18 protein-coding genes are annotated in these 22,148 nt (G+C 63.2%); 10 read left to right on the forward strand and 8 right to left on the reverse strand.

Annotation, left to right across the window (positions count from 1 at the left end):
* Window positions 1-27: 27 nt before the first annotated feature.
* From JQ574_RS08440 to JQ574_RS08450, 3 genes are all read right to left on the reverse strand, one after another.
* Window positions 28-2,226: an RNA degradosome polyphosphate kinase gene (locus JQ574_RS08440; protein ID WP_212208012.1), complete on the reverse strand. Its 2,199-nt coding sequence runs from the start codon at window positions 2,224-2,226 to the stop codon at window positions 28-30.
* Between the two features lie 161 nt (window positions 2,227-2,387).
* A complete protein-coding gene (locus JQ574_RS08445; protein ID WP_212208013.1) occupies window positions 2,388-3,065 on the reverse strand; it encodes a chromosomal replication initiator DnaA in 678 nt (225 codons plus the stop codon).
* Window positions 3,066-3,142: 77 nt separating this feature from the next.
* Window positions 3,143-3,685, reverse strand: a complete 543-nt coding sequence (locus tag JQ574_RS08450) for a CDP-alcohol phosphatidyltransferase family protein (protein ID WP_192740702.1) — start codon at window positions 3,683-3,685, stop codon at window positions 3,143-3,145.
* A 168-nt stretch (window positions 3,686-3,853) separates the two neighbouring features.
* Between JQ574_RS08450 and purM the strand changes: the two genes are divergently transcribed.
* A complete protein-coding gene (gene purM, locus JQ574_RS08455; RefSeq protein WP_212208014.1) occupies window positions 3,854-4,927 on the forward strand; it encodes a phosphoribosylformylglycinamidine cyclo-ligase in 1,074 nt (357 codons plus the stop codon).
* 4 nt (window positions 4,928-4,931) lie between these two features.
* Window positions 4,932-5,585 (forward strand): phosphoribosylglycinamide formyltransferase, encoded by a 654-nt coding sequence (purN, locus tag JQ574_RS08460; protein WP_212208015.1) that lies wholly within the window; start codon window positions 4,932-4,934, stop codon window positions 5,583-5,585.
* A gap of 65 nt (window positions 5,586-5,650) precedes the next feature.
* Here the strand turns inward: purN and JQ574_RS35660 are convergent, their stop codons facing one another.
* Entirely contained in the window at window positions 5,651-5,986 is a 336-nt protein-coding gene (locus tag JQ574_RS35660) for a hypothetical protein (RefSeq protein ID WP_312014579.1), read from the reverse strand.
* Between JQ574_RS35660 and JQ574_RS08465 the strand changes: the two genes are divergently transcribed.
* Window positions 5,967-6,905, forward strand: coding sequence for an autotransporter outer membrane beta-barrel domain-containing protein (locus tag JQ574_RS08465; protein WP_312014578.1), 939 nt, complete (start codon window positions 5,967-5,969; stop codon window positions 6,903-6,905). The two genes, JQ574_RS35660 and JQ574_RS08465, sit on opposite strands and share 20 nt — an antisense overlap.
* 192 nt (window positions 6,906-7,097) lie before the next feature.
* Here JQ574_RS08465 and rnd read toward each other — a convergent pair whose 3' ends face one another.
* Window positions 7,098-8,255 carry a ribonuclease D gene (rnd, locus tag JQ574_RS08470; protein ID WP_212208017.1) on the reverse strand — a complete coding sequence of 386 codons (1,158 nt, stop codon included), beginning with the start codon at window positions 8,253-8,255 and terminating at the stop codon, window positions 7,098-7,100.
* A 210-nt stretch (window positions 8,256-8,465) separates the two neighbouring features.
* Window positions 8,466-8,591 carry a hypothetical protein gene (locus JQ574_RS35470; RefSeq protein ID WP_283813701.1) on the reverse strand — a complete coding sequence of 42 codons (126 nt, stop codon included), beginning with the start codon at window positions 8,589-8,591 and terminating at the stop codon, window positions 8,466-8,468.
* 234 nt (window positions 8,592-8,825) lie between these two features.
* On the opposite strand from JQ574_RS35470, the gene JQ574_RS08475 reads away from it, so the two are divergent.
* On the forward strand, window positions 8,826-9,551 hold the full coding sequence (locus JQ574_RS08475; protein WP_212208018.1) for a hypothetical protein: 726 nt from the start codon (window positions 8,826-8,828) through the stop codon (window positions 9,549-9,551).
* Window positions 9,552-9,718: 167 nt separating this feature from the next.
* Here JQ574_RS08475 and JQ574_RS08480 read toward each other — a convergent pair whose 3' ends face one another.
* The gene (locus JQ574_RS08480) at window positions 9,719-11,914 is read right to left on the reverse strand and encodes a PAS domain S-box protein (protein WP_212208019.1); all 2,196 of its coding nucleotides are present in this window, start codon (window positions 11,912-11,914) and stop codon (window positions 9,719-9,721) included.
* A 208-nt stretch (window positions 11,915-12,122) separates the two neighbouring features.
* Between JQ574_RS08480 and JQ574_RS08485 the strand changes: the two genes are divergently transcribed.
* Complete coding sequence (locus JQ574_RS08485) at window positions 12,123-13,514, forward strand: ABC transporter substrate-binding protein (RefSeq protein ID WP_249119186.1); 1,392 nt, start codon at window positions 12,123-12,125, stop codon at window positions 13,512-13,514.
* Between the two features lie 132 nt (window positions 13,515-13,646).
* On the forward strand, window positions 13,647-13,931 hold the full coding sequence (locus tag JQ574_RS08490) for a hypothetical protein (protein ID WP_212208020.1): 285 nt from the start codon (window positions 13,647-13,649) through the stop codon (window positions 13,929-13,931).
* Between the two features lie 73 nt (window positions 13,932-14,004).
* On the opposite strand, the gene JQ574_RS08495 is transcribed toward JQ574_RS08490, so the two are convergent.
* Window positions 14,005-16,947, reverse strand: a complete 2,943-nt coding sequence (locus JQ574_RS08495; protein ID WP_212208021.1) for a VCBS domain-containing protein — start codon at window positions 16,945-16,947, stop codon at window positions 14,005-14,007.
* 250 nt (window positions 16,948-17,197) lie between these two features.
* Here JQ574_RS08495 and JQ574_RS08500 point away from each other — a divergent pair, with 250 nt between their 5' ends.
* From JQ574_RS08500 to JQ574_RS08515, 4 genes are all read left to right on the forward strand, one after another.
* Window positions 17,198-17,893, forward strand: coding sequence for a FecR domain-containing protein (locus JQ574_RS08500; protein WP_312014577.1), 696 nt, complete (start codon window positions 17,198-17,200; stop codon window positions 17,891-17,893).
* 99 nt (window positions 17,894-17,992) lie between these two features.
* Window positions 17,993-18,799 (forward strand): tetratricopeptide repeat protein, encoded by an 807-nt coding sequence (locus tag JQ574_RS08505; protein WP_249119187.1) that lies wholly within the window; start codon window positions 17,993-17,995, stop codon window positions 18,797-18,799.
* A gap of 141 nt (window positions 18,800-18,940) precedes the next feature.
* Window positions 18,941-19,912: an ABC transporter substrate-binding protein gene (locus JQ574_RS08510; protein ID WP_212208023.1), complete on the forward strand. Its 972-nt coding sequence runs from the start codon at window positions 18,941-18,943 to the stop codon at window positions 19,910-19,912.
* A 52-nt stretch (window positions 19,913-19,964) separates the two neighbouring features.
* Window positions 19,965-21,782, forward strand: a complete 1,818-nt coding sequence (locus tag JQ574_RS08515; RefSeq protein ID WP_212208024.1) for an adenylate/guanylate cyclase domain-containing protein — start codon at window positions 19,965-19,967, stop codon at window positions 21,780-21,782.
* Window positions 21,783-22,148 lie beyond the last annotated feature (366 nt).

The following is a 22,148-nucleotide window of genomic DNA, read 5'->3' on the forward strand; positions in this document are numbered from 1 at the left end:
CGCCAGTCCCCCATGTGACGCAACCCGCTAGGACGAATGCTGACGCTCATTCCGGCGCGTGAGGCGGCGCGGCGAAGATTCCTTGAGAGACTTTCCACGGCCTGACAGACTCGGATTCGTCATGAAGTAGTTGTGCAGATTGAACGGCTCTTCGCCTTTCGCGGCCTTCATACGCGTTGAAGACCCATCGGGCAACAATTGCCAGCTTTGCTCGGTATCCTTCAGGTTCGCGACCATGATCTGTTCGAGAACCTGCTGATGCACCGTAGGATTTTGCAGCGGACAGAGCACCTCGACGCGGCGGTCCAGGTTCCGCGGCATCATGTCGGCGGACGAGATATACACAGCAGCTTTTGTGCTCGGCAGGCCTTGACCCATGCCGAAGCAGTAGATTCGGCCGTGTTCGAGGAACCGGCCGATGATGGATTTGACGCGGATGTTCTCCGAAAGTCCGGGCAGCCCGGGCCGCAGACAGCAGATGCCGCGCACCACGAGCTCGATCGAAACGCCGGCCTGCGAGGCCTCATACAGCGCATCGATGATATCAGGATCGACCAGCGAGTTCATCTTCATCCAGATCGCGCCGGACTTGCCGTGGCGGGCGTAATTGGATTCGCCCTTGATGTGTTCGATGATGCGGTTGCGCAGTGTCAGCGGCGACACCGCCATGCGCTCGATGTCGCTGGGTTCGGCGTAGCCGGTGATGTAGTTGAACACCCGCGCCGCGTCGCGCCCGATGATCGGGTCCGAGGTGAAGTAGGACAGATCGGTATAGATGCGCGCGGTGACGGGGTGATAATTGCCGGTACCGGTGTGCACATAGGTGGTGAGGTTGCCGCCCTCGCGGCGCACCACCATCGACAATTTGGCGTGGGTCTTCAGTTCAATGAAGCCGTACACCACCTGCACGCCGGCGCGTTCGAGGTCGCGCGCCCAGCGGATATTGGCTTCCTCGTCGAACCGCGCCTTCAGTTCGATCAAGGCGGTCACCGACTTGCCGGCTTCGGCGGCTTCGGCCAGCGCGCGCACGATCGGCGAGTTGTTCGAGGTGCGGTAGAGCGTCTGCTTGATGGCGACCACATCGGGGTCGCGCGCGGCCTGTTGCAGGAATTGCACGACGACGTCGAAGGATTCGTAGGGGTGATGGACCACCAGATCCTTCTGCCGGATCGCAGCGAAGATATCGCCGCCATGGTCGCGCACGCGCTCGGGATGGCGCGGCACGTAAGGCACGAATTCGAGGTCGGGCCGGTCGAGCCGCGTCAGCTGCGACAGTTCGTTCATCGCCAGCACGCCGTCGACCAGGAAAATCTCGTCGTCGGCGGTGGACAGCGCCTGCTGCACGAAGGCACGAAGCTCCTCCGGCATCTTGGCTTCGATCTCGAGACGGATCACCGAGCCGCGCCGCCGCCGCTTCAGCGCGGTCTCGAACAGACGGACCAGATCCTCGGCCTCTTCCTCGATTTCCAGTTCGGAATCACGGATGATGCGGAAGGCACCCTGGCCCTTGACGGTGTAGCCGGGGAACAGGCGGCCGATGAACAGGCCGGTGGCCTGTTCCAGCGTGATCAGGCGTACCGCGCCGTCCTTGCCCGCGGGCATGCGGATGAAGCGGTCGATCTTGCCGGGCATGCGGATCAGCGCGTTCATCGGCTTGCCGTCGGCGACCCGCGACAAATGCAGCGCGATGGTGAAACCAAGGCTCGGGATGAATGGGAAGGGGTGCGCCGGATCGATGGCGAGCGGCGTCAGCAGCGGGAAGATGTTGTGGAGGAAGTGATCCTCGATCCAGCTCCGCTCGGTCTTGGTGACGTCGTGGCTGTCGACCAGAATGATGCCCGTCTGGGACAGTATGGTGCGCAGATCGCTCCAGATCGCCTGCTGGTCGGAGGCGAGTTCCGAAACCGTCTGGTTGATGCGGACGAGCTGCTCGGAGGGGGTCAGGCCATCCGGGCTGCGTTCGGCAATACCTTCACGGACCTGCGCCTTGATACCGGCGACACGGACCATGAAGAATTCATCAAGGTTATTGGCTGAAATCGACAGGAACCGGACCCGCTCCAGCACCGGATGGCCGGGATTGACGGCTTCCTCGAGCACCCGGCGATTGAAATGCAGCCAGGACAGCTCGCGATTGATGAACCGCTCCGGGCTAGTGGCGATCGCCAGCGGCGCTTCGGCAATTGCGTCTTTTTCTTTTATTTCAACAACTTGCGCCGAGTCCATGAAGTTTCGATCCATCTCAGTTGGAGCGCCGCGCCAATCTAGGCGGATGCCATGCGCACCATGTGATAGTTGGATGACGTTTCGATGACATTGATGTTCCGCCGGCCGCCGCCGTCAAGGCGGCGGGGGCGTGACATGGCGCGCAGCGGCAGTAGCGCCCGTCAGGCGTTGCGGAGCAGTTCGGCCGCCAGCGCCCGGGTCACCGGCCGGCCGAGCCGCAGCGCCTCGCTATCCAAGAGGTCGATGGCCTGGCGCGCGGCCGCATAGGACCGCTCGATCCGGCTGGCGAGATAGCTCACGACAGTCTCGTCGATGCTCAGCTGGCGGTCGGCGCAGAATTTGACGATCAGGCCGCGGAACAGCAAATCGTCGGGCGGCAATAGCGGCACCGTCGGCACTGCGCGCAGCCGAGAGCGCAGATCGCGCAGCTCGACCTCGAAGGCCGATGGCGCAATCCGCGCCGTCATCAGAATGGAGGCTTCGTCTTCCCGCCCCAGATTCATCAGGTGGAACATCGCGCGCTCGTCGAAATCCCCCGGTTTCAGGTCCTCGACCACCAGCGCCCCCGTCGCAAGCGCGCCGGGTACTGCAGTTGGCGTCAAGGCATGGGCTGAGATCGAGCGGGCGCCGGCTTGCTCGGCCCAGATCGCGGCGAGATGGCTCTTGCCGGAGCCTTCCGGGCCCACCAGCAGCATGATGCGGTTGGGCCAGTCGGGCCAGCGTTCGATCAGCGCCAGGCCCGCTTCATTGGCCGGCCCTTCCAGAAAATTGTCGCGGGTCAGGCTTTCGGCGTGCGGCAGCGCAAAGGCAAGCTGACGGGGTTGAACGCGAACTGCCACGCAAGTCTCCGGAACCATGGCGTTTTCAAGCGAAGTGGGTACCGGTTCGCGTGAGGACAACGCTTCGAACAAAACGCCTATTTGGCCTCGATCGTACTCATGTGCCGCACCCACTCCACGAGATAGAGGGAGACGGAAACCAAAGTAAAGACCGTAACAAAACCCATCAGGATCAGGTCGTACGGCGTCGGCTTGAAGTTGAAGCCGAGCGACGCCAGCACCAGGGCGGCGAACGCCACCTGCGCCACTGTGTTGAGCTTCGAGACCATCAAGGGTTTCATCGGGATAGGCTTGTCGAACAACCATGACACGATCACGGCGGTGACGATCATGATGTCGCGCGACACCACCAGGATCACGATCCACAGCGGCACCGCGCCCCAGATTCCGAGCGAGACGTAGATCGAGACCAGAAGTGCCTTGTCGGCGAGGGGGTCGAGCAGGGCGCCGAGCTCGCTGGTCATATTGAAGCGCTTGGCGAGGAAACCGTCGACGGCGTCGCTGACGCCGGCAATCACGAAGATCGCAAATGCGATCTCCATCTGCCTCGAGGCGATCGCCCAGACGATAATGGGCACCAGGATGATGCGACCCAGCGTAATGATATTCGGAATATTCAACTCGGTCGCTTCCCGGCTACCTGGCCACCGGCCCTGATTACGTAACAGATCCGGCCCTTTGCGGGGCAGGCCGGTTGTTATCTACATAGTATATGCATCCGGTCCTTGCGAGCCATTGCAGGATCGCGGAAATCCTCGTAACCAGCCGTCTTCTGACGGGAATTGAGCATGATCGACCGCAAAAACGGGCTCACTTACGCCGATTCGGGCGTCGATATCGATGCGGGCAATCGCCTCGTCGATCTCATCAAGCCGATGGTGCGCGCCACCGCCCGCGCCGGCGCCGACGCCGAAATCGGCGGTTTTGGCGGGCTGTTCGACCTCAAGGCAGCCGGCTTCACGGACCCGGTGCTGGTGGCCGCGACCGACGGCGTCGGCACCAAGGTCAAGATCGCGATCGAGACCGGCCTGCATGGCGGAATCGGCATCGACCTGGTGGCGATGTCGGTCAATGACCTCGTGGTGCAGGGCGCCGAACCGCTGTTCTTCCTCGACTATTTCGCCTGCGGCAAGCTCGATCCGGAAGCTGCGGCGGCCATCGTGGCCGGCGTCGCCGAGGGCTGCCGGGAGTCCGGCTGCGCCCTGATCGGCGGCGAGACCGCGGAAATGCCCGGCCTCTACAAGGACGGGGATTACGACCTCGCAGGTTTTGCGGTGGGCGCGGCCGAACGCGGCACGCTGCTGCCCCGTCCGGATATTGCGATCGGCGACGCTGTGATCGGCTTGGCGTCCTCGGGCGTGCATTCCAACGGCTTCTCGCTGGTTCGGAAAATCGTCGAAACCGCCGGCCTCGGCTTTGACGCGCCGGCACCGTTCTCGCCCGTCATGACGCTCGGCGGCGCGCTGCTGGCGCCGACGCGGCTCTATGTGAAGTCGTGCCTGCGCGCGATCCGCGAAACCGGCGCCATCAAGGGCCTCGCCCACATCACCGGCGGCGGCTTCACCGACAACATTCCGCGCGTGCTGCCGAAGCATCTCGGGGTCGGCATCGATCTGGCCCGGCTTCCGGTGTTGCCGGTCTTCAAATGGCTGGCCGAGCAGGGCGGCATCGCCGAGCTCGAATTGCTGCGCACCTTCAACTGCGGCATCGGCATGGTCGCGATCGTCAAGCCGGATGCGGTCGACAGGGTCACCGAGATCCTCACCGAGGGCGGCGAGACCGTTGCCCTGCTCGGCGAAGTGATCGCGGCGGAAGGCGAGCACCGCGTGGTCTATAACGGTCATCTGGACCTGTCGCGGTGACGCCGTGAAGCGCCGCGTCGCCATTCTGATCTCCGGGCGTGGATCCAACATGGCCGCGCTGATCGACGCGGCGAAGCTTGCGGATTTCCCGGCGGAAATCGTCACCGTGATTTCCAACCGCGCCGATGCCGGTGGCCTGGAAAAGGCTGCTGCGAGCGGCATTCCCACGACCGTCATCGAGAGCAAGCCGTTCGGCAAGGACCGCGCCGGCTTCGAGGCGGTGCTGCAGCGGGCGCTGGACGAAAAGAATGTCGAGCTGATTTGCCTTGGCGGGTTCATGCGGCTGTTCACCGCCGAATTCGTCCAGCGCTGGTACGGCAAGATGCTCAACATCCACCCCTCGCTGCTGCCATCCTTTCCCGGCCTCGATCCGCACGGCCAGGCGCTCACGTCCGGCGTGAAGATTTCAGGCGCCACTGTGCATTTCGTGATCCCGGAAACCGACGCGGGGCCGATTGTGATGCAGGGCGCGGTTGCGGTGGCCGATGGCGACACCGCCGAGACCCTGTCGCAGCGCATCCTCGGCATCGAGCACCGAATCTATCCCGCGGCGCTGCGGCTGCTCGCCAGCGGCAAGGTCCGCCTCGAAGGCGATATCTGCAGGATTTCCGGACAGGCCGCGCCGGACGGAACCCTGATCTGGCCCGCGCAGGACTAGGCCAGTGCCACCCGGTGCAAAGCACTGTGGCCGGCGAACAACAACGGCTTCCATTCAATCCTGTGTCAGGCCCGTAAGCGATTGACGCTCTGCGCGAACTGGGCGCAAATCCGGGCATGCTGACCGGCTTGTCGCGCATTTTTTGAGCGGGCGCTTTTTTCGGGAATGGAATAGATGCGCTGCGCATCGCGAGCGGTGAGGATCGGGGGCGGTCGCGCTTTGGCGCGACTGGCGGCGATCGCGTTCGTGCTCGCGCTCAGTGTGTCTTCCGCGCAGGCACAGCTGACGCCGACACCGACCCCCACGCCAACACCGACGGCCTCGCCGACGCCAACGCCCACACCATCGCCGTCCCCGACGCCACAGATGATCAACTCAGCGGTGTCGTCGACAGCAACCATCACCAATCTCGGCAGCAATTTCCTGGAACGGTTCGGCACCACCAGCGGCTTCAGCCGCATGATGCGGACCAATCCCGGCGGCGGCGGCGCCTCCGAGGCTGCGGAAACACCGCGCTACCGGACCTGGTTCGAGGGCTATGGCATTTCGGCCAACAACGGTCCGCTCGGGTTTTTCGTCGGCGACACCCGCAAGACCTGGGGCGGCGTCGCCGGCATCGGCGCGCGCATCGCAACCGGCGTCAATGTCGGCATCTCCGTCGACCAGAGCCGGACCGACATCGACGTGCCGCTGGCGTTGCAGTCGGCCAGGATCGACCTGACCCAGTTCGGCTTCAACGCCTCCGTCGATGCCGGGCCGTGGACCTGGGCCAGCGTGATCGTGCACGGTTTTGGCAACATCAATTCGCGCCGCGATACCGGTTTGGGTTTCGCGACCGCCGGCTACAACGCCAGGCTCGACGGCGTGCTGAGCGAAATCAGCTATTACTGGTCCAAGGACCAGTACCGCATCGTGCCCAAGGGCGCGGTCGAATATGTCCGCGCGCAGACCGGAGCGTTCCAGGAGTTCGGTGGCCTCGATCCGGTGACGGCAACGGGCGCGAGCGTGCAGCGCTTCCGCGTGCTTGTTGGTGCCGAGGTCGGGCATTACTGGATCTTCGACCAGAAGATTTTGGACCTGTCGGCCTACGGCAAGTTCGTCAACAACGTCGTGCAGAATTTCTCCGACACGACGGTCAGCCTCGGCGCCCAGAGCGTGACCTTCCAGGGCATCGGCGAAAGCCAGTACGGCGCGGATGCCGGCGCCTCGGCCTCGCTCAGCCTGACCAACACCGCGCGCCTCTACATCAACTACGACGCCAAATTCCGCGCCGCGATGCAGTCGCACCAGGGCACGTTCGGCGTCGAGTTCAAGTGGTAGTTTCGTAGACGCGCTCTATCCGTCATGCCCGGCCTTGTGCCGGGCATCCACGTCTTTTCTTCGGCTGGACTGGAAAGGAAAGACGTGGATGGCCGGGACAAGCCCGGCCATGACGGGGCTGGATTATCCCTCAGCCCCTCATGGTGAGGAGCGCGAAGCGCGTCTCGGACCATAAGGCCCCGCTGCCGCGTCTCAAACCGCCTTATCCCGATCGACCCTGACCACGCGGCCTTTTTCGATCGCGAGCGCCAGCCTGCCGTGCTTCAGCGATAGCGCCGCCTCGCCGAATAATTCGCGGCGCCAGCCATGCAACGCGGCGACGTCGGCCTGGTCGTCGGCCGCGATCTGCTCGAGGTCGTCGACGGTTGCGATCACCTTGCTGGCCACGGCATGACGCTCCGAGGTCATTCGCAGCAGCACCTTCAGGAGCTCGACGATCGCAGCGCCATTCGAATTGCCGCGCGGCTTTTCGAGCTTCGGCAAGGTCGCAGGATCGCGCGCGATGCCGCGCTGTACGGCGGCGACGATGTCGCTGCCCCATTTGGAGCGGTCGAAACCCTTCGGCAGCGAGCGCAAATTGGCGAGACGCTCCAGCGAGGTCGGCGCATGGGTGGCGATGTCGCCGACCGCGTCGTCCTTCATCACGCGGCTGCGCGGCACGTCGCGGCTTTGCGCTTCCTGTTCGCGCCAGGCTGCGACTTCCATCAGCACGGCCAATTCCTTGGGCTTGCGCACCCGCGTCTTCAGCCGCTCCCAGGCGCGCTCGGGATGGAAATCATAGGTCTTCGGCGAGGTCAGGACTTCCATCTCCTCGCTGACCCATTCGCTGCGGCCGCGCTTTTTCAAATCGGCGTCCAGCGCCGCGAACACGTCGCGCAAATGGGTGACGTCGGAGACCGCGTAATGCATCTGGTCTGATGTCAGCGGCCGGCGCGACCAGTCGGTGAAGCGATGCGTCTTGTCCGGGCGGTGGCCGGTGATGCGCTCGACCAGCGCGTCATAGGCGATGCTGTCGCCATAGCCGAGCACCATCGCTGCGACCTGGGTGTCGAAGATCGGGTGCGGAATGGTGCCGGACTGGTGCCAGACGATCTCGATATCCTGGCGCGCGGCGTGGAACACCTTTAGCACCGCCTCATTGCCCATCAATTCGAAGAACGGCTTGAGGTCGATGCCCTCCGCCAGCGTGTCGATCACGACGGCTTCGTCCGCGCTCGCCATTTGCACGACGCAGAGCAGGGGATAGTAGGTCGTCTCCCGGAGGAACTCCGTGTCGACGGTGATGACCGGGTGCTTGGAGAGGCGATCGCAGGCAGCCGCAAGGTCGGAAGTGGTGGTAATCAGATCCATGAACAGTCCATGACGCTTTCGACAGGCGTTCCGCCGAAAGCGCTGGTATGTCAAGGGTCTTTGGGCAAAATTTGGCCCTGGAGTGGAGGCAAAGCACCGCTTTCTGCGTGCGCTTTGCGGCAGGACGCGCTTGGGGCGAGCCCTGCAAACGGTGGTTCCGGCCAAGGAGGCCTAGGCGCAACAGGGCGAAGCCCGGCCGGCCGGAAAGAATTACTCGTATCGGGCGTGCTTCGACGGCCGGCGCCCCGAGGGCAGCGCAAGCACGACGAGGCAGAGCGCTACCATCATCAGCCCGATGAACTCGATGGCAAAGACGTTCAATGAAAAGCCGTCCACGGCAATCTCTCCCCGCTACGATCGCTAGAATTGTCGGGAGTGGATTGAGGGGATGTTAATCGGAATGGTTAAGCGCCGGCTCCGTCCGGCAATGGTGGATGGGCGCTTAAGAAGTGGGGTTAACGGGGCGGGCACATATGCAACCGTGGGGCGAAGCGATTTGTCAATGAAGCTGCGCCATGTATCTCAAGCTGGAACGGCGGCGCACCCGCCAAGTTTATTGAGGTCGTCTGAATGAAATGGCTCGGCGTTGCGACCTTGCTGATCGCCGGCGCGGCGGTGTTCTGCGTGACGGCCTATCCGAGCGTGACCGTGCGATATCGCCTGACTCTTGAGGCGCAGGTAGACGGCGTGACCAAGACGGGGGCGGGTGTAATCGAAGTTACCTATAGCAAGCAATCACGCTTTGCCGGGCAGTCGCCGGGTACTGTGGGCTATCGGGGAGAAGCGGTTGTGCTCGATCTGGGCTTCCGCGGTACCTTGTTTGCGCTCCTCAAGGAGGGCGCTGATCTCCGATCGACGCCCGAAACCATCATCCTTCGTGCGTTCAATTTTCCAGGCGGGGCACTTCCGGAACCGATCGATGAGGGCTTGAAACAGCTACGGCGTATATCGGGCTCGCGCGAATTGCCGCTTACTAGCCTGCCGCTGCTCGTTCGCTTTCGCGACATGAACGATCCGAAGACAGTAGAGAAAGTGGATCCCATCGACATCGGAAGGAGCTTTGGTGATGGGACCAAACTGGTGCGGGCGACGGTCGAAATCGTCCCCGTCGGAATCTGGCCGTTGAACTCTGTCGGCATTACGGGCGAGCCGCTAACGACGGGCATTGACAAAAGACTGAGCTGGCTGCCCAAACATTACAACGTCAAACTCGATGGTCAGCGATATGAAACAGTTTCAGCGTCGCTGCGGCTCGCAAACTCACTCGCTTCCGGATTTTTCAAGGCAGGATTCTAATTGTGGTTATCTCGATCGAGCAAGGAAGGTGGCTCGCACGAGCGCAGCGGCATGAGGAATGATATCTCGGTAGGGAAGTAGACGAGAGAAAACGCGCTGTTGGACTTCCGCGAACACCCTATCGCAGCAGGCGGATTCGCCGCTACGGGCAGCTCCCCGACCAGCACTCATACCGCCGGCATTGGGCCGGCGTGCTCGGCAGCAGCGGTCTCTTCTTTTTCCAAGGGCAGGGTGAAATGAAAGGCGGCGCCGCAAGGTTTATTGGCGTCGGCCCAAATCCGTCCGCCTTGCGCTTCGATGATCGAACGGCAGATGCTTAGTCCCATGCCGAGGCCGCTGGACTTGGTGGTGTAGAACGCGTCGAAGAGGTGCTCGAGGCTCGCCGGATCCAGTCCCGGACCGGTATCCCGCAAGCTGACGAGCACGCCGTTCGAGGCATCTGCGGCAGTGCTGATCAGCAACTCCCGCGTCCCCTCGCTGGCGCCGTTCATTGCTTCGATGGCGTTGATGATCAAGTTGAGGATCACCTGTTGCAGCTGGACCCGATCCGCTTGAATGCGCGGCAAGCCCTCTGCGAGTTGCGTCCGCACCCAGACGCCGTTCTGCACCGCTTCGCCGCGGGTCAGGGCTATGACCTCGAGGATCGCCTGGTTGATCTCCAGGCTCTCCTTTCTCGGGGGAGCTTTCTTGATGAGGGCCCGGATCCAGCCGATGACGTCGCCGGCACGCTTGCCGTCATCCGTGATCTGACCGAGGATCTGCCGAACCTCGCCGAGGTTCGGCGGCTGAGCGCCTAGCCAGCGCACCGCGGCCTGGGCGTTGAGCACGGTTGCGGCGATCGGCTGGCTGACTTCATGGGCGACCGAGGCCGTCAGCTGCCCCAGCGTGGCGACGCGATTGGCGTGGGCGAGCTCCGCCTGCGCGGAGCGCAAGGCCTCTTCGGCCCGCTTGCGTTCGGTGATGTGCCGCCCGACGCCGCGGTAGCCGACGAAGCGCCCCCTCTCGTCGAACATCGGCAGCCCCGAGACGGATACGTAACGCTTGCTGCCGTCGGGGGCAGGGCGCGCGAGCTCAAAATCACGGAAAGGCAGGTGGGCATCGAGCGTCTCCCGGTGCTTGCGCCAGGCCTCTGCGTCGGGCTCCAGGTAGGGCACCTCCCAGCGCGTCCTCCCGATCTCGGCGCCCCATGCCGGCGCGTCGGCAAGGCTCTCGGCGAACTCCTGGTGAACAAAGCGATGCTGCGCGTCGGTCTCCCAGTACACGTCGAAGGAGAATTGCACGAGGGTGCGAAAGCGCTCCTCGCTTTGCCGCAACGCCTCTTCCGCCCGCTTGCGCTCGGTCAGATCGAGGACAAAGCCAACACCTTGATTTGTACCTTCTTCGAACATCGCCCCGCCGATCAGCACGGGGACGCGGCTACCGTCTTTCCGCAAATACTCTTTCTCGAACGGTTGGGCCGTCCCGATCCGCTTCAGCTCTGCCACGGTACGCGCGTCGCGCTCGCGCCAGTCCGGCGGCGTCAGCTGTGTCCGGTGCAGGCGACCCGCGGTGAGATCCTCCCGGTCGTATCCCACCATGCGGAGAAACTCGTCATTGGCCTCAAGAATGCGCCCATCGACCTCCCAGATGATGATCCCGATGATGTTGGCGTCGACCAGGCGCCGGATCTTCCTGTCACGCGCTTCGATATCGCTCTGGAGCTGGACGTTCTCCTCGGTCGCTTTTCGCCGGCGCCTCGCTTCGAACCGTGCGAGCGCCAGTGCTGCCCCTGCCAGGACCGCGACAACGACGACAGCCGTAGCGATCAGCCAGGCTTTGCGGCGTTCGAGTGCCTCGGCGCGCCTCTCCTGATCCACGCGCAGGAAGCGCTCGTGGTCCACCATCTGGTCGATTTGCGACCGGATCTCGTCCAGGCTGCGGATCATCGCCAGCGCTGCCGGCCCGGAGCTGGTTCGGGCAGTATTGACGATGTCGTCGATCTCGCGGAGCTTTGCTGCAACGGTCAGCGCCAGATGTCCGGCACGATGGTTCTGCAATGGATCGCTCGCTACCAGAGCCTGGAGCGCCTGGGCGTCTCGGCGCACGCTTTCGTCGGAGACGCCATAGGCCTTGAGATATGAGGGGTCCAGAGTCAGCAGATACCCGCGCCTTTGGGCCTCCACGTCGGCGATGACCGTCCGCAGCCGATCAAGCGTCTCGAGCACCTGGCGACCACGCTCGAACAAAAGATCTGCCGCTTGTCGCTCCTGCCAATATCTGAAGCCGAGAAACCCGGTCGCGACAACCACAGTTAGAAGAACCGCGACCACCAGCGCGAGTGGACGAGCAAACCACCGAGAGGACTGGCTCAGAGTGACTGACATTGGCCTGGTCTTCGATGCTCGCGTGAGCGATTATTTTCTGATGCCGACGCAGAACATTGCTATTATAATGAAAATATAGCCGCGGTCCGCGGGATGCGACGGGAACCGGCAAGCTCCACCGTGCAGATTACACGCAAGGGGCCAGAACGTCACGGGTAAGGCCCCGCCCGCTTGTTGTGAAGGCCGATCCCCCGGCAGGAGCAACCACATGGCTCCAAACCACATGGGTCCAGGCGAAAAGTTTCCGAGCAGTCCAAGCTCGGCCAGCCGGCGGAGCTTCGTCAAGGGATTGGGCACGGCGGGCGTCACCTTGCCGGCGCTCGCCATGCTGCCGCGGTGGGGTTTTGCAGAGGATGCCGCCGCGAGCTACGCCAAGGCCGCGATAGACTGGAAGCAATTTGCGGGGCAGACGATTTCGCTCGCGGGCGCAATCCATCCCTGGTCGAACGCGATCACTCCGTTGTTGTGGGACTTCACCAAGCTTACCGGTATCATCGTCACTACCGACTTCCGGTTGGAGACCGCCTATCTGGGCGCGCTGCCGATACAGCTCAACCGTGGCAGCAGCACGCCCGATGTCTTCATGTGGACGACGTATGGCCAGGGCATCTCGGCAGGATGGCTCGAGCCGCTGAACGCCTATTATTCCGACAAGTCGCTGACCGATCTTGGATGGTACGACGAGAACGACCTTCTCAAGACGGCCCGCGCCTTTCCACTGTGGTCGGACCGCGAGCGCTACGCCATCCCGATCACCTCCGAGGCGGTGACCTTGTTTGTCAACAGCGATGCGCGAACGGCCAGGAACCTGCCGATTCCCCAGACTTTCGAAGCGCTGCTTGCCACCGCCAAGGCGGTCAAGACCAGCGCGATGTCCGGGATTGCCATGCGCGCGCAGGCCGGCGGCAATTCGTCCGTGCCGGCCATGAGCTTCGTGTTCTCGTATGGAGGACACATGGTCAAGGACAACAAGGCTGCTTTCGCGAGCCCCGAGGCCATCGCGGCCGTCGAGATGTTCGGACAGCTGCTCAGCCAGGCCGGGCCGGTCGGCGTGGGCAGCTATGAATGGTACCACGTGCTGGACGACTTCCTTCAGGGAAGGACGGCCATGGCCATCGACAGCAGCAACTTCGCGACCGACATCTCCAATCCCGCCAAGAGCCGCGTGACGAAGCAGGCCGAATTTGCGGCCTTTCCGCATGCCCCCGGGCAGGCATCCGTCCCCTTCATGTCGCACTGGCAGGCGTGCATTAATTCCAAATCGCGAAACAAGCGGGCCGCTTTCCTTTTTCTGCTGTGGGCGACAAGCAGGGCGACCTCGCTGCAGACCGCCGCGGCGGGGCTTGCGACGACACGCCTGTCGGCCTGGTCGAGCGAGGAATTCAAGAAGGCGTTCGGCCCGCAGGCCGCCGCAGCGGCACTGACCAACTTGCAAAATGCCGACGTCGACCGCGCGAAGGCGATCCTTTTCCATCCGCAATCCCGGCCCATCATGGACGCCTTCATGATCGGCGTGAATGAAGTGGTCTCGGGAGCAAAATCGGCGAAGATTGCCATGACCGCCGCCGCCGAGAAGGCCAATGCGGTGATGCGCGGATAGTTGTGCCGCTCGGCGTCAATCCGTTCCGCCGTGAAAGCTGTCCATCCAATACCGCGTCTGTGCGTCGGTCCAACCGGGAACGGCATAGCCCCTGGTGGCAGCAACAGGTTGGGCCGGGCGTGACTGGCCCGCATGCGGTTTGGCGTGCTGCACCTTTGCGGCATTGGCAGAAGCACAGAGGGCGATCAAAAGGCCCAAGGCCAGAACAGCGCGCATTATATTCGCTCCCGGCAAAACCGTATTGCGCGAGGTAATGCCCAGGCCGCACCGCCGCAATCCGCAGCGGCTTCACGATTCTGTGGCGTTTGCGCCGCGCGCTACACCCGTTCCACGCACCGGGTTGAGTGTGACGTCCGACACAGCGGCACCGCGATCCGCATGGGCATCGATGCGGTGGTCGACAAGGTCACCAAGTAAAAGTCCTGGTGCGCCTTTCGGAGGCCTGGTTTTTTCAAAAGGCGCGCGCAGCAAGCAGCCTGCATCAGCGCCGTCACACCATGAGGTCGTGCGGCGCATGAAAAGCGGCAGCGCTCGCCAACGGTTCCAGAACAAAGCTGAAATTGTCATCAGCGGGATTTCCTGACAATGGCGCAAGCGTTTGTGCTCCCGCTGACGTCGCCAGTTGTCCTTCGCTTGGGCTGATTGCCGCTTGGGAGAAATCCACATCAAGGGGATCGATGGCGTTTGAAGCGTCAAAGCCCATCATCTCGTCGTTGAACTGGAATGACTCGCCGGCAGCCGACGCCTTGAAATCGAATCCGTCGCTGGTGCCGTAGATCGTGATCTTCACTTCCTGGGCGGTGCCGTCGATGGTTGTGACCGTGAAGCTGTCGCAAAGAGTGTCGCAGTCATTGAGCGCCTGCACGGTGCAGTTGGCGTTGTCGAGCGTGTAGGTCCACACGCCGGCCGCCGTCATGGTGAAGGTGCCGTAGCCGCCCGCGCTCGCCTCCGGCCAGCAGACCGGGGTGAAGGTATTGGGCGTGTTGTCGACGTCGGTGTTGGTGAGCGTGCCGCACGCGACCGGGTTACCTTGATCATCGCAACCAGCCTCCACCACACATCCGGCTGTGGTGCCGGAGATGACGGCCGGGTCGTTGGCGCCCTGGATGGTGACTTTCACCACCTGGGCGGTGCCGTCGATGGTGGTGACCGTGAAGCTGTCGCAAAGGGTGTCGCAGCTATTGAGCGCCTGCACGGTGCAGTTGTTGTTGTCGAGCGTGTAGGTCCACACCCCCGCCGCCGTCATGGTGAAGGTGCCGTAACCGCCCGCGCTCGCCTCCGGCCAGCACACCGGTGTGAAGGTATCGGGCGCATTGTCGACGTCGGTGTTGGTGAGCGTGCCGCACGCAATCGGCTGGCCGTATTCATGGCAAGCAGCCTCGATCACGCTTCCGGTTGTGGCGCCGGAAATGACGGCCGGGTCGTTGGCGCCCTGGATGGTGACCTTCACCACCTGGGCGGTGCCGTCGATGGTTGTGACCGTGAAGCTGTCGCAGAGCGTGTCGCAGCTATTGAGCGCCTGCACCGCGCCGTTGTTGTCGTCGACCGTGTAGGTCCACTTGCCATCCGCCGTCATGGTGAAGGTGCCGTAGCCGCCCGCGCTCACCGTCGGCGTGCTGACGGCCGTAAAGGTATTGGGCGTATTGTCGATGTCGGTGTTGGTGAGTGTGCCGCACGCGGTCGGCTTGCCGGGTTCATGGTGCCCAGCCTCGGTCACCGACCCGGTGGTGGTGCCGTAGATGATGGCCGCGTCGTTCGTTCCCTGGATCGTGACCGTCACCACCTGCGGCGTGCCATCGATGGTGGTCACGGTGAAGGTGTCGATCAGCGTGTCCCCGATGTTGAGCGCCTGCACCGCGTGGTCGCAATCGTCGAGTGCGTAGGTCCATACGCCGTCCGCCGTCAACGTGTAGGTGCCATGGCCGCCCGCGCTCGCGGTCGGCGAGTCAACCGGCGTGAAGCTGTTCGGCGTGTTGTCGACATCGGTGTCCGTCAGCGTGCCGGTCGCGCTCGGCGTGCCGTACCCGGCGCTGCCTGCCTCGATCACCGCGCCGGCCGTGGCGCCGGAAATGACGGCCGCGTCGTTGGCGCCCTGGATGGTGACCGTGACCAATTTGGCGGTGCCGTCGACGGTGGTCACGGTGAAGGTGTCGGTCAGTGTGCCGCCGACATTGAGCGCCTGCACCGCGGCGTTGGTCTCGTCGAGCGTGTAGGTCCACACGCCATTCGCCGTTATGGCGAAAGAGCCGTAGCCGCCCGCGCTCGCAATGGGCGTCTCGATCGCCGTGAAGGTATCGTGTGGATTGTCGACGTCGGTGTTGGTGAGCGTGCCGGTCACGGTCGGAGCGCCCAGCGCGCGGTTGGCGACGCCACTGGCCTCGACCGTTGAGCCGGTCGCGGCACCGGAGATGACGGCCGCGTCGTTGGTGCCGTTGATGGCGATCGTGAAGGTCTGGCTGGCTGCGAGCGCGCCGTCAGACACCGTGACGGTGAAGCTCGTGGTCGTGGGCTCGGTCAGCGCATTGATCGCGTGACTGTCCGGAACGAAAGTGTAATCGCCGGTCGTGCTGTCGACGTAAAGCGTGCCGTAGGGGCCGGTCTGCGAGACATCGAATGTCTCCCCATCCAGTACCGTGCTGCCGGCGGTCCCGCCGCTGATGCCGTAAGTCAGTGTGGTGCTGTTGGTGCTGCTGGCAACAAAAGTTCCGCTCGTCGCGGTGAAGGTGTCAAACGCCGAGGTGTCGATTTCGGTCGGCCCTGTCACGGCATTCAGCGTCGGCGGGACAGGCGGCAGTGCGATAATAACTTGGGTAGAAGGGAAGTTGGGCACCGGCAGCGGCAGGAGCGAACCCCCCGTTGGGGTGGGGACGTCAGTCTCGATAAAATTGATCGGTTGCACCGGCAGCCGATCGACCAAAGGAGGTGTGCTCGATCCGGATGATTCCATGCCTTTCGCAAGGGTGGCGAGCGCTTCCTGCTGGGCTGCCTGCAACTCCGCCATTCGCGAGGAGGAATTTGTGACCCGGCTGATATTGATCGAGGATCCTTCGACGCGCAGGACGATCGTTTCGCCGGGATCCTCAACGACGAAGTGCCGCGGGATAGGCTCCTTGGTCACAAGCTCGAAGCTTCCGTGCTCCAGATCCTTGTAGGTTATGCTGCCATCATCAAGGAAAACGACATTCGGGTCCGCAGCTCCGGCTTCCTTCATCATGGAGAAGGTCAGCGCTGTGAGCCACAATATGCCGAACCGGGCGTGCGTGCGGCCCGAAATGCCGGGAAATGGCCTGTCGGCGTGCGGGCAATCGTTCTTTGCCCCCTGGCCGAGGGGGCGGCTACCGGCTTCCGTCTGAACATTGCCGATGACGCGGGGAAGCCGCTCCGCTGCCGCGTTACGATCGTCCCCGGTTTCGGCGTGGGACCCTGTGAACATGAGTTCCGTCCCGGCCTGCCGCTACCTGTTGCGCATTCAGGTCAAAACATTTGGCGCGGTCAGCCAACGACTGACCGTGGAAATCGTCTGTGCCAAAATAGCGCAATCCGGTGGAAGGGATTAGGAAAGTCTGCACGAGGCCCGCGGCGCAAAAGGGGTACTCCTTTTGGGGGAGGTGGCGCGGAGCAGCCGGTCCGGCATAATATCCAATCGCATCCATTATTGCCCTGGCCGGCGGTTCAAGGAACCGGTGTGGCCGCACGAACGAGATTTGCTCGGGAAGGGGCCGTTCATGTGCAACCATAAGATTGCCGTTTTGCTGACAGGCTTCGCTCTGGCGATCGCCGGATTCTTCTCCGGCCCGGCTCAGGCGCAACGCGGTTCTGCGGTGCCCGCGGTTCAGGATGTCGCATCCAAGCCGATTGGAAAAGTCGTTGTCGCGACAGGTTCGGTCACCATCGAACGCGCCGGTGCAAGCGTCATTCAGGTTAGCGCCGACGCTCAAGCCGGTCAGGCGAAGGTTGGTGATGTCGTCTATGAGGGCGACGTGGTCGCGACCGGCGCCGACGGCCGGGTCGGCATTAGTTTTACGGATGGCACCGCGTTCAATCTGTCGAGCAACGCGCGCATGGCCTTGAGCGAGTTCGTGTACGACCCAAACGGAAAGTCCAACAAGACCTTGCTCAGCCTGACCAAAGGAACTTTCACGTTTGTTGCCGGCCACGTCGCGAAGACCGGCGACATGAAGGTCGATACCCCCGTCGCGACAATGGGGATTCGAGGCACCACGCCGCACGTCGAAATTTCGGACGATGGGACATTCAAGTTTTCCACCCTGATTGAAGAAGGCAAGAGCAAGGTCATGCGAAAGCCCGGGAGACCGGCGGCGGCGCCATCCGAACCAACGCCTCCCGGGTCAAATCTGAAAATCTGTCGGGGGTGCTAGGCGGTCGACCGCACATCCCCTTATTCCAGGACCCGGAAGCCTGACATGGAATCCAGCGCAAGCGGGCGCATTGTCCTCGGCCTGGCGCCGATCCTCGCCTTGCTGCTGTTCGGATCACCGGCGGCGGCACAGAACCCGAAGAACAGCACCTATCTCGGGAATCTCGAGCTGTGCAACGGTTCGCATCGCGCATCGCTCGAGCATCGGATCAATGCTTGCACGGCGCTTATCGGATCGGGTCAACTCACGACGGCCTCCCTGGCTGTCGCCCACAACAATCGTGGCAATGCCTATGCCTCAAGGGGCGACTACGACCGCGCCATCCCTAATTTCGATCAAGCGATCAAGCTCAATCCAGGCGATGCCCGGCCGTACAACAACCGGGGTGTAATTCACCTGAAAAAGGGCGAATACGACCTCGCCATCCAGTCTCTCGATCAGGCGATCAAGCTCAATCCCAACTACGGCCGAGCCTTCGCCAACCGTGCGGGAATCTACCTGAAGAAGCACGAGTACGATCGCGCGGCGCGGGACTATGACGAGGCGGTTCGCGTCCAGCCCGATCTGGCCGCCGGATGGAGCGGGCGGTGCTGGACACGTGCTGTCCTCGGGCCGTTGGAAACCGCGCTGGTGGACTGCAACAGGGCGCTTCAGTCGGGACCCAACAATGCCGAAACGTACGACTCGCGTGGGCTGGTTCATCTGAAGATGGGCCAGCTCGACGCGGCGATCGATGACTATGATTCTGCGCTGCGAACCGAGCCGAAGCTGGCGAGCGCGCTCTATGGGCGCGGGCTTGCCAAGCTCAGGAAGGGCGACAAGGCCGGCAGCGATAGCGACATCTCGGCGGCCAGGACAATCCAGGCCGGCATCGGCGATCACTTCACGCGCTATGGGGTGGAGTAGGGACGCCGCGGCTTGGAAGATCGCCGCGAACGCGTCCCGGTACCCCGATCCGCCCAAAAAAGGGAAAAATCAAGATTATCTGCAGCTCATCTGAATGCCGGCTCGAAGCTTGGAAAGCCGGTCTGGGCCATGGTGGCCAGCATGAAACGAAGAGATTTCATAACGCTTGTCGGTGCTGCGATGGCTTGGCCGGTCGCCGCACTGGCGCATGATCCGACAAGGGTCTATCGCATTTTCTGGGTTTCCACCGGGTCCCAGCCCGACCCGTTCCTCGACGGGTTCCGCGAAGGATTACGCGCGCGGGGCTATGTCGAGGGCAAGAACGTTGCCCTGGAATTGCACTATGCGCCCGGCAACCCGCAGGCGCTGCGCGAGGTGGTATCGAACGTCCGGCGCGGCAACGTCGACCTTGCCGTGTCGAGCGGCCCTGCGACCCGCGCGCTGACGGAGGTAACGGATGTTCCGGTCCTGTTTGCGCTGAGCGGCGATCCGGTGGAGCTCGGCCTCGTCAAGAGTCTCGGGGAACCGGGCGGCAATTTCACCGGCTCGACCTTCCTGTCGCTCGATGTGGCGGGGAAACGGGTTGAACTGCTCAAGGAAATCTTTCCGAGCCTGCGCACCCTGGCGGTCCTCTCGAACAGTCTTCATCCGGGAGAACAATCGGAGTGGCGCGCGACGCAGGACGCCGCCCGGCAGCTCGGCATCGCGCTGCGCTATGTTCCCTTTGCAGGGGCAAGCGAGCTGGACCACGCACTTGGAGCGGTGGGCGACGCGCATCCGGATGGGTTGCTCGTCTTTCCGGATGTTCTCACGCTGGTGCATTGCGAAAAAATCGCCCAGCTCGCCATCAAGCATCGGCTGCCTTCGATGTTCGGATGGAGCGAGTATTGCGACGCAGGCGGGCTGATCAGCTATGGCGCCAACCAGCGCGCGACCTATTTCGCGCTGGCGACCTACGCCGACCGGATCCTGCGCGGCGAAAACCCCGCCACGCTTCCTGTTGTGCAACCCACCAAATTCGAGCTGGTCGTCAATCTCAGGACGGCTGAACTGCTCGGCATCGACCTGGACAAATCCTCCATCCTGTTTCGCGCCAACAAGGTGATCGAATGAGGCCGGCACATCTCATCGTGACGTGCAGCTCCAGTTGCCGGGCGCAGCCAGCATGACCCGGCCGCGGCGCTCCCTGTTCGTCAAGTACTTCGTCACACTGTTTGTCGCAGTGGTGGTGCCGCTCACACTTGGCTCCGTGATCGAGGCCTGGTTCGCCTTTCGCGACCATCGCCTTCATCTCAATGAAGTGCTTCAGATCGAGGCCCGCGCTGCAGCCGACCGGATCCAGACCTTTACCGATGGCATCCGCGATCAGCTCGGCTGGCTCGTGCAGTTTCCCTGGACCCAGGGCGAGGACGACCGGCGCAGGGTCGACGGGCTGCGGCTGCTGCAGCAGGTGCCGGCGATCGTTTCGGTGTCGCTGGTTGACCCGACCGGCACCGAACGCGTGTTCGTATCCAGGATGAGTCTGAACCGGACCGGTCGAGGTACGGACATGTCTGATGATCCCGCGGTGGCGGGGGCGCGTGCGAACCGGGTCTGGTACGGTCCGGTGCGATATCAGCGCGATTCAGAGCCCTACATGCGGATCGCCGTCGCGGGAAACCGCGCGGCCGCTGGAGTCGTCGTTGCCGACATCAACCTGAAGCTGATCTGGGATGTCATCGCGGCGATCAAGATCGGCGACACCGGCCACGCCCTTGTCGTTGATGAGTCAGGACGCCTGATTGCCCACCCGGACATCAGCCGGGTGCTGCGCAGCGGTGCCGGGGCAGGCGATTTTAGCCGGCTCAAATCGGTTGTGTCAGCGGCAAACGGATCGGCGGTCGTCACCACGGATGACGATGGGAGAGACGTCGTCGCGCTCTCGGTACCCGCCGCCAATGTGGGTTGGACCGTAATTGCCGAGCAGCCGATCGTAGAGGCGTTTGAATCCATGCGCGCGACGCTGTGGCGTTCGCTGATACTCATCGCCAGCGGAACCGTTTTTGCGCTTGCGCTCGCCTATTGGCGTGCATCGCGCATGTGGGTGCCGATCCGCAAGCTCGAGGAGGGCGCGGAGCGGATCGGGATGGGACAGCTCGATCATCGCATCGCGATCGAAAGCCGCGACGAGCTGGAGCAATTGGCAGTCCGGTTCAACCAGATGGCGGAGGAACTCGGGGCATCGCAGCAGAAATCCGAGCGCATCAATCGCCTGAAGCAATTCCTGGCCCCGCAGGTCGCCGAACTGGTGGAACACTCCGATCCGCGGCTGCTGGATGGACAGCGGCGTGACGTGGTTGCGATTTTCGGCGATCTGCGCGGCTTCACCGCGTTTTCCGCCCGCGCCGAGCCCGAGGCCATTCTGGCCGTGCTGAGAGAATATTACGAAGCCATCGGCGCGGTCACGGCACGCCATGCCGCCACCCTGATCCGCTTCGCCGGTGACGGCGTGATGGTTCTCGTCAACGCGCCGGTCAGGTGCGAGGACCCGGCGCATTGCGGCATCAGGCTTGCGATCGACATGCAGGCCGCCGTGCAATCCCTTGCCAACAACTGGTCCGCCGGCGGCTGCACCGTGGGCTTCGGCGTGGGCATCGCGATGGGCCCCGCGACCGTCGGCACCCTCGGCTATCAAGGGCGCCTCGACTACACGGCGATCGGAAACGTCATCAATCTGGCATCACGGCTTTGCAGTCTGGCCGACGACGCCGAGATACTGGTCGACCCTGTCGTCACCGAACAGGTCAGGGATCGCATCCCGCTGGCCTCGATCGGAAGGCAGCCCATCAAGGGTTACGACCATGCGCTCGAGGTGTTTGCCGTCGTTCGCAGCGATCCATCCGTCCGGCGTCTTGTTGGTCAACGCGAGCCTGCTTGCGTTCCATCCGTCGCGGCGGGATTTGGCAGAACCGTACCGGAGTTTTCTTCGGCGGATGGGAGATGAATTCGATATTGTGCCTGCGTCAGCGATATGCGGGAACGGCGCGCGGGTTTTGCGGATTCGTTGATCAGCTGACGTTGCGTCCAGCCGTTGGTTCATCCGGGCAAGCTTGCTAACATCTCGCCACCATGTCTTCGAATCCCACCCAACTCAGCAAATTCCTGAGCTTCGTTCTCCGGCCCAAGCGAGTAGTCCGTTAGCCGCGAGAATCACGGCTGGCCAGCACAGGCGCGAGGATCGTCGGCGTCAGCATGGCTGCGATCTCCGGCAGAGCGCGGCGGTCCAACTGGGCCGCCGCAACCGGATCGCCGCTCCACCGCGCGGCGGGGGATCGTCGTCCTGGCCGTCAAGGCGGCGCAAGGCGGCGAG

Origin of the sequence: Bradyrhizobium sp. AUGA SZCCT0158 (assembly GCF_018130065.1) — a bacterium.
In the GTDB taxonomy this organism is placed as follows: domain Bacteria; phylum Pseudomonadota; class Alphaproteobacteria; order Rhizobiales; family Xanthobacteraceae; genus Bradyrhizobium.

Excerpts from the sequence above, each read along its gene's own strand:
- JQ574_RS08440 (WP_212208012.1), bottom strand. The coding sequence starts at position 2,226 with ATGGACTCGGCGCAAGTTGTTGAAATAAAAGAAAAAGACGCAATTGCC.
- purM (WP_212208014.1), top strand. The coding sequence starts at position 3,854 with ATGATCGACCGCAAAAACGGGCTCACTTACGCCGATTCGGGCGTCGAT.
- JQ574_RS35660 (WP_312014579.1), bottom strand. The coding sequence starts at position 5,986 with ATGGTTGCTGTCGACGACACCGCTGAGTTGATCATCTGTGGCGTCGGG.
- rnd (WP_212208017.1), bottom strand. The coding sequence starts at position 8,255 with ATGGATCTGATTACCACCACTTCCGACCTTGCGGCTGCCTGCGATCGC.
- JQ574_RS08475 (WP_212208018.1), top strand. The coding sequence starts at position 8,826 with ATGAAATGGCTCGGCGTTGCGACCTTGCTGATCGCCGGCGCGGCGGTG.
- JQ574_RS08480 (WP_212208019.1), bottom strand. The coding sequence starts at position 11,914 with ATGTCAGTCACTCTGAGCCAGTCCTCTCGGTGGTTTGCTCGTCCACTC.
- JQ574_RS08485 (WP_249119186.1), top strand. The coding sequence starts at position 12,123 with ATGGCTCCAAACCACATGGGTCCAGGCGAAAAGTTTCCGAGCAGTCCA.
- JQ574_RS08490 (WP_212208020.1), top strand. The coding sequence starts at position 13,647 with ATGCGGTTTGGCGTGCTGCACCTTTGCGGCATTGGCAGAAGCACAGAG.
- JQ574_RS08495 (WP_212208021.1), bottom strand. The coding sequence starts at position 16,947 with ATGTTCACAGGGTCCCACGCCGAAACCGGGGACGATCGTAACGCGGCA.
- JQ574_RS08510 (WP_212208023.1), top strand. The coding sequence starts at position 18,941 with ATGAAACGAAGAGATTTCATAACGCTTGTCGGTGCTGCGATGGCTTGG.
- JQ574_RS08515 (WP_212208024.1), top strand. The coding sequence starts at position 19,965 with ATGACCCGGCCGCGGCGCTCCCTGTTCGTCAAGTACTTCGTCACACTG.